The sequence below is a fragment of the Vibrio sp. 10N.222.52.B12 genome, from assembly GCF_002875385.1.
In the GTDB taxonomy this organism is placed as follows: Bacteria; Pseudomonadota; Gammaproteobacteria; order Enterobacterales; family Vibrionaceae; genus Vibrio; species Vibrio jasicida.
Genome location: NZ_MDAW01000145.1, coordinates 117,396 through 130,315 on the forward strand (window position 1 = coordinate 117,396; position 12,920 = coordinate 130,315).

Sequence of the window (12,920 nt, forward strand, 5' to 3'; positions counted from 1 at the left end):
ATGCTCAATTTAACGCTAAAGCCAGGCCATATTAGCTTAAACGAACTGCGTCAGGTGAGCCGCTCACCTGTCAACCTTACTCTCGACCCAGAAGCCATTCCGGCCATTGAGGAAAGCACTCAAGTTGTCGACCGAGTGATTGCAGAAGATCGCACCGTTTATGGCATCAATACGGGTTTCGGTCTACTCGCGAACACACGTATTGCGCCAGAAGATTTAGAAACGCTGCAACGCAGTATTGTGCTTTCACACGCTGCGGGCATCGGGAAATTCATGTCTGACGAAACCGTTCGCTTAATGATGGTTCTTAAGATCAATAGCCTTGCGCGTGGCTTCTCTGGCTTGCGCTTGAAAGTCATCAACATGCTGATTGACCTTGTGAATGCGCAGGTGTATCCATGCGTTCCACAAAAAGGCTCAGTAGGCGCATCGGGTGACTTAGCGCCGCTGGCTCACATGAGTACGGTGCTTCTTGGTGAAGGCCAAGCACGTCACAATGGCAAAGTCATTTCTGGCTTAGAAGCTCTGCAAATTGCCGGTCTAGAGCCAATCACGCTGGCCCCAAAAGAAGGTTTAGCACTGCTTAACGGTACTCAAGCGTCAACGGCATTTGCACTGGAAGGCCTATTCATCGCAGAGGATCTGTTCTCATCCGCGACGGTTTGCGGGGCGATGTCGGTAGAAGCTGCATTAGGTAGCCGTCGTCCGTTCGACCCTCGCATTCATCGTGTTCGTGGTCATCGTAGCCAAATGGATGCCGCATTAGCGTATCGACATATGCTAGAAGCAACCAGCGAGATTGGTGAATCACACACCGATTGCGAAAAAGTACAAGATCCATATTCACTTCGTTGCCAACCTCAAGTCATGGGCGCCTGTTTACAGCAAATTCGTAATTCCGCGGAGATTCTGCAAGTAGAAGCGAACTCAGTATCAGATAACCCGTTGGTGTTTGCTGAAGATAACGACATCATCTCCGGCGGTAACTTCCATGCCGAGCCTGTGGCAATGGCCGCAGATAACCTTGCCCTTGCGATTGCAGAAATTGGTAGCTTGTCAGAGCGTCGTATGGCACTGCTTATTGATAGCGCGCTATCTAAGCTTCCTCCATTCTTGGTAGACAATGGCGGTGTGAACTCAGGCTTTATGATTGCGCAGGTGACGTCGGCTGCATTAGCAAGTGAAAACAAAACACTGGCTCACCCCGCTTCTGTCGATAGCTTGCCAACATCTGCAAACCAAGAAGACCATGTTTCGATGGCAACTTTTGCGGCTCGCCGCCTGAAAGAGATGGGAGAAAACACGCGTGGTATTTTGGCGGTTGAATACTTATCAGCCGCGCAAGGGTTGGATTTCCGTGCACCAAACAAGTCTTCTGAGCGTATCGAAATTGCCAAGCAAATGCTGCGCGAGAAAGTCTCGTTCTACGACAAAGACCGTTACTTCGCACCCGATATTGAGCAGGCAAACTCCCTTCTCAAACTGGCACTGCACAATGCATTAATGCCAGAGAGTTTGCTCCCTAGCGTGCACTAATACACTTCTTATTAAGAAAAAGCCGATTGAGCAGCAAACTCAATCGGCTTTATTTTTTGATTCTTCTTGTTACCTTTGTAGCAACATCATAAGCACATTACTGAATACTGCAAATGTTGAAACGGCTACGGCTGCCAGAGCCGAGCATTTTCACATTCTGTTTTTCTCGGATATTCAACCAAGCGGTACTCTCTTCTACACTCAAGTTTGAAGGTTGATAATCGAGATTAGAATGTCGTGAGACCAGAACTTGCTTATTGAGGTCATCTGATAAGCTATCGACGATGTTTGTTGTCATTTGACCATCGGAATACGCCATCACAAGTACAGTATCTTGACCTTCGAGTTCTTGTGAAAGTAAGGATTGATTGTCCAAACTAAACTGAACATCTTTGTATCCACCCGAACTTTCGGGTTGCCCAAGAATTGCGCGGTACATTCGGCTGCGTTTTTTCTTCTTCAAACTCGCCAGAGGCGTTTCATTTTCAGAACTATAAGCATTGACCACTTTAATGTTGTTCTTAGCAGCATAATTTAAGATCGCACTTTGGTTCCCTAAACCACGCCTTGTCAGCGCCGGAGAGTGTTGTAAGCTTTGCGATAATCGTTGCTCGGTCGCATCAATAAGCACAATCGCCGTCTCCTTGCCTTCACTCAAAGACTGGTTCAATGCTCGACGAACTTCGACATGGGCTTGCTTACCCTCCAAAGTATTCCATTTGGGTGATAGAGATCCTGCAGCAGCTGGCCTTACCTCAACCGTATAAGGATGATATTGGTACTGCCCTGCAGGCCAATAAGTATTTCTCTTATATGCGCCAAGATCATCGGCCAAATGAAACTCACTCACTACCTTTTCATTTTTCAAATAAGCTTTCGGCTTGTTCTGCCCATTAGATTTCCAGCGGAAGTACATCTCTTCCCGCCTCATGATCGCATCACTACGAATTGCACTTATCGCAGTCTCAGCATCTCTGCCGCTTTCTGCATTGTTATAATGGAAAATTCCCGTCGTTTGATATTCGGCATTTTCAATCGAGTACTCCGTAACCTGTCCGGTTTCGGGATGACGATGCTTTAATAGCACACTACCTGGAGGCATCGCGCCTGAAGCGTAATCACGAGCATGAATTAACTCATGACCTAGCGCGACCGCTTGATCAAAAGGCTTGTCCGTTCCCGGAATATTAACCACCTCTTGGGTAGAAAAGAACACCGTGTTTGACACGCCTTTTCCATCAAATTGCCTTAAATAGACAAGCTCAGACTTTTGCCTATCAACGAAACTGGAAGGAACGGTCTCAAACAAACGACCAGCGCTTTCCGGCTCGCGAATCACGGTCACCACATTGACCTTGTTCGTATCAACGCCTTGAAGATGCTCAATAAGGGGGGCTACAGTATCTTCTGGAGCATTGACGGGAGTATAAGTCGCGATTTGGCGCAACACTTCTCGCCCAGTCGGTGATATTTTCAGTTTTTGAATCAGAAGTTTAATATCTGCAAGATAAGCGTCATCCTTTGTTTGTACATACAGGTTAGTTGATACTCGATAGAGATTACCGTACTGCGGGGTGTTGTACCCATAAATGACCTTCACACCATCAGGGGCAGCATAAAACTCCCCCATCTCTGCACCACCACCAGCAAAAGCACTTCCAATCAATATTAAGAATGTAAAAATGACTGACATCACTTTTGTTAAAGTTTTCATCCTATTAACCCTCAATCTTAATCTGTAGCTCGATAAGCTCTTCTAGCTCTTGGAGAAGCACTTCGTTAATCTGCGGAAGCATTGTCATTTCGTTGTTCCGAATAACATCACCCAACTGAGTAATCGCCAACTCCAGTTCACCTTCAGACAGTTTGTTACCGACATTAGACAGCGCTTGCCAAAGAGGATGCTGATCTGATGCTTTCACTTGCTGAAAAAGGACCCGCTGATGCGCTTCATTGAGATACTGTCTATGCACCACTGATAATGAGCTATTAAAAAGCTGGGCAGAATTAACACCAGACGTCAGTACATGCACTTCAGATTGTTGGTGTTGAGCGATTTGTGCGTACAAGGCCAAATCACCAAGTAGATAATGTAAGTCGTTAGCGGTATTAACCTCATGTACTTTTTCGATGATTTCACCCACAGCCGAATCTAAGTTTCTCAGCAGCGTGTTCGCGTTGGAGCTCGCTACAACTTGGTCAATAGTATTCGCCATAATTGGAGAATAAAATCGAAGGTTCTTCGCTGAATAAAGGCTTGGGTAAGGTATTGAGTAGTACACATCACGAAGGTAAGCCGCAACAATCGTTTGTTCGAAGACTGGCTGTATGAAAGCGCGGAACACTTCATATTGCTTGATAGCACTTAATACCCCTCCGGATGGTTTTTCAGTTAAAAGCAGTTCATACCAACGGCTAAGCTGATACCAGTCTTTCCTTTGCTCAGGATCGTTAGCATTCAAGCCCTGGCTATTTAAGTACTCGGTTAAGGTAGTTTGATAAGGAAGCACTTTCATTGTTGATAGCTGTGTTATCAAGGTTTCAAATGCTTGATTTGAGAGTTGACCAAATACATACGCATAAGCCACATCATGTAATTTAGAGCGCAGTAATCCCGACTGCCAACCTTGGTTGACCTTCGCTCCCACATAAGTATCCACATCGAAGTTAAACGATTTTCTGATCACATCAACGAGCTCTTGATCTTTAGATACATGGTAGGTGTCATAGAGCGGTCCTGAGTCTTTACATGCGTCAAGCGATGCCTGAATACCACCGGGATAAACGGACGGTATACCCCAACACTCTCTTGCTGGCTTCACTTCAAATGTCGCGGTATGTAATTGCTCTTCTGACAAATAATCCACATTCCAATTCACTTTCGCATACTCACGCAACCCACTCATACGTGCCCTCTCCTCAAGTAAACGTCGATTAAGTCTCGTGTATTGGTAGACTTCAGGAAGATGGCTCTTTGCACGAGCAATGACATTACTGAGCAGTATGTCTTTGTGCTCCTGCAAGTTATTTATGGAAGTTTGAACAAGCGAGCGCTTCGCTTCGTGTAATTTTAGGTGAAGTTGATTTAATTCTGACGAGGATAATTGTTGAGCGATCAGCTGAATCCGCTCCTGACCTTGTGATTTGACACAATCCAGCAAATTAAGCGGATTATCAGCAACGTCGGAGCATAACGGGCTATTGAGATTTGATTGCTCTGATATGTGACCATAAACCTTGAGATATTCCAGATCCATCCTCGCCATTTGCCTCACAAGCTGACGATCATAACCTGCTGTTATTCGGCGATATTCCGTATCCGCAGCAAGCAATAGTTGGTCGATGTACATTTCAATCGACGCGTTAACGTGCCTATCGTATTGATTAATCAGCTTAATTGCGTCTTCCTTTTTGTGATGAAATCGATTGAAATCAGGATGATGATCATTAAAAACATAGTGAGTTTGAGATTCAAACTCCTCAATCTTCTCTTTCGCTGCAAAGTATTTAATATCATTGGACAGCATGTTTAGCTCATCACCGACCAATGGCACAATCGAGAAGACAGACGCTGCTTTATCTAAACGCGTCGATGACTCTTTGGAAAATGTAGATGCCATACTCTCTGCCCAACCCCCCACAGCAAAGGCATCGCCAACAGGGCCAAGCACTTCAAGTGTAGAGCTTCCAGCTCGACCCAGACGATTTAATATTGCAGGGCCACTTAACACACTTTCTGCGGCTACTGGTACAGCATTTAATGCCTCTTCTGTTGAAGGCCATGCCTCAGAAAACAGCTGTTGTTGTGAAGAGTGTTCTAGCTCACCGAATGTAGAGCCAAACTGAGGTTCTGAGAAAAATTCCTGATGGAGGTGCCCTTCTAGACGCCGACTATCGAAGCTATTTAAGCTTTGTGTATCAGACACACCATCGATAAAGCACAATGAATAGGTAGCAGGACTGAATGCAGCCAAAGCGATGAAACTGGGTATTAACTTTGAATTCATTAGTAATATGTTCTTTATATGGTTAAAGAGTAAAATGGACCGTTCATAAATATGACTTTAAAAAGCGCACACTTCAGCGGCTGTGATTTCTTCGCCGCTATGCATATCTTTTATTTTCTTATTACCTATTGAGTTAGGATTTATTTCTCGGTAAACAACGTGAGTTCCCATATAACTCGTTTTAATAGCTGTCACTTCAAAATAAGAGTTTCTATTAATAAGAACCTCCAGCTCCCCATCAATAACATTTGGTATTACAATACCGCTTTTACCCTGTCGCAATTCAAATCTTGCAAGCTGGCCAGAATGAAAGTTATAGGCAGCATCTTTTGATATAGACGTTGAAACATAAGCGCTAGGACTAACAATATCTCCAACTTGTATGTCTGACATATAAGCCCCAAGTTCACGTTCTCCTCTAAAGGTAACGCCTTGATACTTTGCACCGCTTTCAAACGCTGAATCTATATGATCAATGATATTCTGGGTTTCATCATCAAAAACGCCTGAGATAAAACTTTCTCGAGTCGATGCAAAAGCATAGTCTTGATACTCGGCAAGTGCAGCGACCTCTTCTTCTGAAAGAACATCTTTTTGAACATCAGCTTGTTCGTATAATTCTGTTCTTAGTCTGTTAAATTCTCCATAATCATCAATGCCAGGCTCAGACATAACTTCCATGATCTGTTCTATATCTGAATTACTGTAATATTTATCATTGTACTTCAAGCCCGCAATTGCATGAGAACACAAACTAGCGTGAACTAATAAGCCGAATATTACTTTTCTAGATTTCACTTTTATTTACCAATTGACGAAATAAATCTCCCAGAAAAAATAACTGGGAGAATGTTAATAACTTATTTTAAATAATACCTCTCATACAACAGGCATGAGAGGTAACTACCATCAAAGACAATACAATGCTGACCGAGATCTAAGTGACACTTCTTCTCCACTAAAGCTATCGTAAATGTGTATATCTGGTTCAGCCTTTAGATATTTTGCTGGATTCTTGATCTCTCTTATTTTTATGTAGTTTTTTCTCGATGAAAGCCTCTCTATGGCTTCTACACGAAAATAAGTATTGGGCTTTGCTAAAATTTCTGCTTCATAAGGTTTAAAGGTATAAGCATTAATAGCCCGCCCAGACGACTTCAGTTCAATTTTAAACTGAGCCGCAGACACTCCCTCATATGCTCCAGAAGCGGAAAAGTTTCTGGCGACACTTGGAATGGTAGAAGTCGATAGAAAGGCTTTTTCATGTAAGATGTCGCCAACATTAAGCTTTTCCAGAAGGCTATTCTTAATGGATGAGCCCCGATAAACCGTGCCTTTATAGTTTGGCAGCTTGTTCATCACACTTCGCATATGAGAAACACGGCTTTTAAGCGCCTCTCCATATCCCTGCATCAAGAACTCTTTGGGTTCGCCAGCTCGCATGTACTCATTCACAACATCATGGTCTACACGACCGTAACGTTTAATTGCTGAGTACTCTTCCGGAATCATCTTCCGCTCTGCCTTTGCGTGATTCTCGACAGACCAGTCCATTAGGTCATCTGCCATCTGCTCTTGTTGAACTGGTGACAAATCCCGTCCTTTAAACTCTACAAAATCTTCTGCCTTCACCAAATGGTTAATCGAAAAAGTCAGTAACAAGACTAAAATCATTTTTTTCATATTAAGCTCCCTGTTCAACTGCAGACTAGAGTACGCCAGTAGGAATGGCTTATCTCTTCACCTGAATAGAGGTTATATGTTGTTCCCGTCGTCGCTTCATGTGACGAAACGGTCTCTAGCGCCACCATCGCAGAACCTCGATTCAATTCGATATTTGTCACTCTGTAGTAAGTGTTTGGTGGTAACAACACCTCGGCTTCTCCACCAAATTCAGACAAGCCACCAAGTGCGCGACCACTGTTTTTTACTTGAACTTCATACAGCACACGCTGTAAAGGTTGGGGCGAGTTAGGCCGAACCACGGCAAAACGCTTCGCGATTTCTGGGATGGTGCTACTGGATGTAAATGCAGGTTCCACGACCACATCCCCCACTTGGAGTTTGTTCAAAAGAGACTGCTTTGCCCACGCACCACGGTAGGTTACACCCTTGTAGTGAGGCAGTTTTTTCATGGCACTACGAACCTGCTTAATAAACTTCCTCGCACTTTTTCCCGCACTCCCCCAAGTGGAGGTATCCGGAGCTCTTAAGTAGTCATTCGCAAGCTGATAGCCAGAAACGGAAAAATCTTCCAAGGCTTCGACTTCATTCGCCGTCATCAATTTATATCGCCAACCACTGGAAGCTTTCGCCCAATCAGAAAACTGTGACGCCAATTCATCGACTTGTACTTGGCTACGTAAAGGGGCTTTCAATACCTCAAAAGGCGCAGCCTGAGCGACGAAGCTAAAACAGAGAATACAGAGTGAAATAATCCTCAACATAGTCTGTTCCTCCCATTACCAATATCTAGGATTATTTGGGCTTAAATCACAGGAGATATTTAGCTCATTCTGCTTGATGACTCCGAATCGAATCGCACTAAACAGCTCTAGCTGTTGGCGAGTAACACTGTCAAACCAATCAGAAAACGGCGTTAACCAATACATTGATTCATCACCGGAGACCTTAAACAAGGCGTCTCTCAGTTGCGGGTACATAATCATGCAAGTTCTGCCCGGTAGGTTAGTGAAGTTATTATTAACTTGAACCAGCAGGTCGAGCTTTCTACCCAATTCAGAGTCAGCGTTAAACAAATCATCGATCGATGCATGTAAACGCACGTCATAACTCATGTCTTCGCCACTGTTCGCTGGGTGGTAATACGCAGAGTCACTGTCGTCGATGTTGTAATAAACGTCCAACGTCATATAGCGCAGTAGATGTGCAGGTAGTGGCTCAGATAGGAGTGCGGTCGTCCCTACTTCTCCTGATGCGTAGTGACCTGTAGAAATATTCTGCGCATGGATAATGCCAATGTATCTCTGGAAGTCGCCAAGCTGCGCAGCAAGCCATTCCTCACCATTACTGTCAGCCACACTCATTGCTTCTAAAATACGATTTTTTACCACGCTTTTCGCTAGCGGCAATGCTGCAGCAAGATTGCTGGTATTCAAGTTGGACGCCCTTAGCGCTGACGCAATTAAAGGAGCATGTTTATCGAGATCAAAGCTTCCCGGATATAGGTAACTATAAAAACCGTTAACATGTGTTGCCTGCCATTCACTCTCTAGTGCCGAGCTAATAAAACCCTCCAGTTTTGCCAAGCGCTTTGAATGCACGTAATACCCTGAGTCTTTGTTCCTTTCATGCCAATCAGCAATGTGGTGCAATGACGATTCGCGAGATAGGTTTTCTTTTGCTAGGTAGCTAGGAGACCAAGCGGCACAAGCATTACCACCGCCACACTCGGCTTCCAGTGCCGCACTGGAATCAAACATCCAACGCATCACTCGCGCTTTGTCGGCTCCTGCAGTTCTGATGATGCGTTGCTTATCGGAAAAGCTTAGGATCTGCTGTTCAAGCCAAGCCTCTTCATGTTGAGAGCTCCAACCTTCGTTGATCAGTTCATCCATAGATTGTGCAAAGACACGCTTGATCGCATCGCGATTTGGCATCACCATCTGCGAAATTACTTCATCTTTTGCAGAGTCATAATGCTCTTTCTCTGCAGGAATCCACGTGTACTCAGTACACCCTCTGAAGTTCGGGTCCCCCCCAAGTATCCCAATTCGAGTACACTTCTCGTACCCTTCTTGAATAACAAAGTACTTTTGACGACGTTCAGTCGCCGTGGCTGGACGCCCAAAAATACTGCGAGACATTTCATCTATCGCTAAATAATCCGCTTGGTCTTTAAAATAGCGATGGGCTTTCGCAACCGCTTCTGAATCAAACAAGCGATCGATGGCATTCATGCCTTCTGCATACATTTCTTCTTTTAACTTGGCTCTTAGCACATCAAGCTGGGAGTTCGCGGTCTCAACGATTTTGATCTTCGAATTGAGAACTTGTCGGTAAAGTTGATGCAGTGATTGACGCTCTAAGCCTTCCACTTCCCCATTTCTAAGTTCATCAAGCACCGCCACTGCCAAGTCCAGATGTTCTTGTTGGCAATGCTGCACGCGCGCTAGTACTCGATTAGCTTCTCGCTTCGATGGCACATACATTGGACGATTGTTGTTTTCTTCCTGCTCTGGGTACAAAGCCAGCAACGCATCAATCTCTGTGCGGCAAGTTGAAGCAAGATCAGAGGCAAACAGTTTGGCATTCGCGCCTTCTAACGCGAGCTTATTAAAAATGGCTTTCTGAACTTCGCTCTCGACAGAGTTAACCAACGTCTCTGCTAACACGGCTTGCGCTTTTAACGCTTCTTGATAATGCTGCTGATATTTAAGCGCTACATCAGAGGCATAACCCTTCGCCAGCGCTTCAAGCATGCGCTTTTGACCGGATGCAAGATCCGCCCAATGCTGCTTATCTTTTTTGTCTTGTTGAGTGACGATGTCGTCGTGAACGGTAAAGCTATAATGATCGCCCGCGGCAACTCGATTCCAACGAGCCGTTAGGATCTTACGATCAATTTCTCGCTCAGGTAGCTTGAGAACACCAAACCAATCAATCAGGCTCATCACCGTAGCAAAGCGGTCGTAGGACGTTTTCGTTTCATCTTCAAAGGTTTGAGCCACATCATTTGCCCACAATCCCACTGCAACGGTATCGCCTACTGGTCCTAACGCTTCTAACGCACCCTTGGCAAAACCTGCCGTCGAATGCCCGATTGTCGCAAGCAAACTCGCCGCTTCTTCGGATTCAAGAACGGCAACATTAGCAGGACCGACCTCAAGTAGAGATGCAGTTTCTGGGAAAACTTCATCTGCCTCAGCAAGCGAAGGTCGCGCGTCTGCGTGGTGTTCGGGCGCAGACAAAAATAAATCTTGTGGCGTTAGGTCTTCACTGAAGTTTCGGTAATTTGACTTACGTATATCGTGGAAGCTCTCACGATCCAGTACGTTGTATTCATCACCAATATTACAAACTTCAAAAGCACTAACACAGGGGGAAGCAATGGCACACGCCAATACCAATTTTCGTAACTTCATATAATTATCCTTGGTTTGAGAAGTTATTCGCTTCTTGCAGGAAGCAGCAAGCCTCCGAGTTACTTATTCGCAACCGGAAATTAAACGTTTTTAATTAAGGTGCTCTCGTGGGCAAACGTTGAGAGCAGAGAGACTTAGAGCTAAGCCTTTGGTTGATGCCGAGGGATCATTGATTTCATAGACAGCCAAACTTTTGTTGTTGTGTTTTATTACCTCCTGCGTACAAGACAGTCTGTTAGGAAAGAGGCTATCAAGGTTGCAAGGGCGCTATTTTTTATTGTTTTTATAAAATTTCGCAAAACATTAAACCAGCAGCCCAGTTGCGGCAATGCACCTTATCTCAACTTGTTGTAAGTGATTCGCCACTTAAGGTAATGATAAGTAAGACATTAAAATTAATAAGGATAAATTATGGGAACGCTCCCAATACGGATAATAATAACAATATAGATTACTGTTTCTGTTTGATTATCTTTAGGTCAGGTTAGGCAGAGATTGTTAGTTACAAAAGAACCAATAGTGTCTTTTTGGACAAAAGAGGATGTAGATAGTGCAAAACGCCAAATAATAATACGCCAATATTATTCGGCATGACTATTGTTAAGATGCTGTTTTATAACAATTTAATATTTAAATTACTCATTAATTACGATGATAAATAGTCAATGTCTCACAAAATGAAGAGAAGTAAGCCATTGCACCAACTATATTTAGCCTCAAACGATACATTTGAACTATGATTTATTGATAAAAGCGCCTATTTTCCTAGGTATTTCCAAGCCAACGATGAACGAGTGGACTGTGGCTTTATTCACCCCCCTTGTCGTCTCATTGTTAAGATGCTGTGAACTTTCCACTGGATGGACCATTGGCAGGAAGATATTCGCCTATAATCCCTGACAGTTTCGGTTACTACGTAAAAATTATGTTTCTAACACCTTATTTTTCAAACAATAATCACCAATTCCAATTTACTCGCGAGCAAGCAAGTCACTTTGCCAAGCGCGTAGCTGGTGATTACAACCCTATTCATGATGAAGACAACAAACGCTTTTGTGTTCCAGGAGACCTGCTTTTTGCAGTGTTACTGAGCAAAGAAGGTGTGAGCCAAAAAATGCGTTTCGATTTCTCAGGAATGGTAAGCGATGGCGTTGCACTTCACATTGAAAATAAGTGTGAAAAAGAAAGTGCGGTCGTCAATGAAGCAGGCAAAGAGTACCTACACATGTCTCGCGAAGGTGAAACCAACCGCGATGCTGCATTTATTGAACACGTAGTAACAAACTACGTTCAGTTCTCTGGCATGAACTTCCCACACATTATGGTTCCTCTTATGGAAGAGAAACAAATGATGATCAACTGCCAGCGCCCTCTTGTTATCTACGAGAGCATGGAAGTGGAATTTAACCGTCTCGATCTGACTCACCCGGAAGTCGATTTTACTGGCGCGACTTTTGATGTCGAAGGTAAACGCGGTGTGGTAACGCTAAACTTTGCATTCAAACAAGACGGCGAAGTGGTAGGCAAAGGGATCAAGCGAATGGTGGCAAGTGGCCTTAAGCCATACGACCAAGATGCGGTAGACGATTTGGTTCAACGCTTCAACGAGCGTAAGGACGCCTTTCTAGCAAAGTTCGCTAAGGCAGCTTAGTTCTTAACAGACAAAGTCTCTGCCGACCAATTTCAAAACCAAATTCATAAGAAAGCCCAACGACTTTGCTGGGCTTTCTTTTTATCTGTGTTTTTCTTTTTATCTGCGGTTTGTTTTACTGTCATCAAATCCAGCGACGTACTTGATTCTTATAATCTAAATAGTCTTCACCAAACAATCGCTCTAATGCTCGCTCCTCTGGCTTAATTTGAAAGCGATTCATGTAAGCAACAAACAATACGCCACATAAGATAACACTGAGGTGTTGCCACCATAATCCAATCGCAATGATGACAAGCAATAGCGCGACGTACATTGGATTACGTGTGTAAGCGAACACACCAGTATCCACCACCAACGAAGCAGTTTCTGGTTTGACTGGGTTAACGGTCGTCTTAGCTTTTCGAAACTCGTAAACACCAGCAATACCAACAACCCCCGCGATCAAAATTAGCCCAGCGGTAACAAACTCAACAAACGGCACAGTAATTTTCATTTCTGGCATGGCTTCTTTCAGCCAGTACATCAGAAGCACCATCAGCAAAAACAAAGCGACAGGTGGCACTTTAAGCTCAAGCTTTTTCAATTTTCATATCCTTATGAAAGCGTCTGCGTGTCAAA

General features: G+C 44.1%; 9 protein-coding genes. 2 read left to right on the forward strand and 7 right to left on the reverse strand.

All coding sequences use genetic code 11. From position 1 onward, the window contains the following. On the forward strand, nucleotides 1–1,536 hold the full coding sequence (gene hutH, locus BCT11_RS21345; RefSeq protein WP_039974505.1) for a histidine ammonia-lyase: 1,536 nt from the start codon (nucleotides 1–3) through the stop codon (nucleotides 1,534–1,536). Between the two features lie 97 nt (nucleotides 1,537–1,633). Here hutH and BCT11_RS21350 read toward each other — a convergent pair whose 3' ends face one another. From BCT11_RS21350 to BCT11_RS21375, 6 genes are all read right to left on the reverse strand, one after another. Continuing rightward, entirely contained in the window at nucleotides 1,634–3,250 is a 1,617-nt protein-coding gene (locus BCT11_RS21350) for a M91 family zinc metallopeptidase (protein ID WP_045407092.1), read from the reverse strand. A gap of 4 nt (nucleotides 3,251–3,254) precedes the next feature. After that, complete coding sequence (locus BCT11_RS21355) at nucleotides 3,255–5,543, reverse strand: hypothetical protein (protein WP_102389243.1); 2,289 nt, start codon at nucleotides 5,541–5,543, stop codon at nucleotides 3,255–3,257. 57 nt (nucleotides 5,544–5,600) lie between these two features. Then, complete coding sequence (locus BCT11_RS21360; RefSeq protein WP_039974502.1) at nucleotides 5,601–6,341, reverse strand: ADP-ribosyltransferase; 741 nt, start codon at nucleotides 6,339–6,341, stop codon at nucleotides 5,601–5,603. Between the two features lie 111 nt (nucleotides 6,342–6,452). Continuing rightward, nucleotides 6,453–7,226 carry an ADP-ribosyltransferase gene (locus BCT11_RS21365; RefSeq protein ID WP_102389244.1) on the reverse strand — a complete coding sequence of 258 codons (774 nt, stop codon included), beginning with the start codon at nucleotides 7,224–7,226 and terminating at the stop codon, nucleotides 6,453–6,455. Between the two features lie 14 nt (nucleotides 7,227–7,240). Continuing rightward, nucleotides 7,241–7,990, reverse strand: a complete 750-nt coding sequence (locus BCT11_RS21370) for an ADP-ribosyltransferase (protein WP_063344969.1) — start codon at nucleotides 7,988–7,990, stop codon at nucleotides 7,241–7,243. A gap of 15 nt (nucleotides 7,991–8,005) precedes the next feature. Beyond that, nucleotides 8,006–10,648: a hypothetical protein gene (locus tag BCT11_RS21375; protein WP_102389245.1), complete on the reverse strand. Its 2,643-nt coding sequence runs from the start codon at nucleotides 10,646–10,648 to the stop codon at nucleotides 8,006–8,008. 925 nt (nucleotides 10,649–11,573) lie between these two features. Here BCT11_RS21375 and BCT11_RS21380 point away from each other — a divergent pair. Further along, nucleotides 11,574–12,299: a DUF3581 domain-containing protein gene (locus BCT11_RS21380; RefSeq protein ID WP_038868665.1), complete on the forward strand. Its 726-nt coding sequence runs from the start codon at nucleotides 11,574–11,576 to the stop codon at nucleotides 12,297–12,299. A 124-nt stretch (nucleotides 12,300–12,423) separates the two neighbouring features. Here BCT11_RS21380 and BCT11_RS21385 read toward each other — a convergent pair whose 3' ends face one another. After that, nucleotides 12,424–12,885: an isoprenylcysteine carboxylmethyltransferase family protein gene (locus tag BCT11_RS21385; RefSeq protein ID WP_045402635.1), complete on the reverse strand. Its 462-nt coding sequence runs from the start codon at nucleotides 12,883–12,885 to the stop codon at nucleotides 12,424–12,426. Nucleotides 12,886–12,920: the final 35 nt, after the last annotated feature.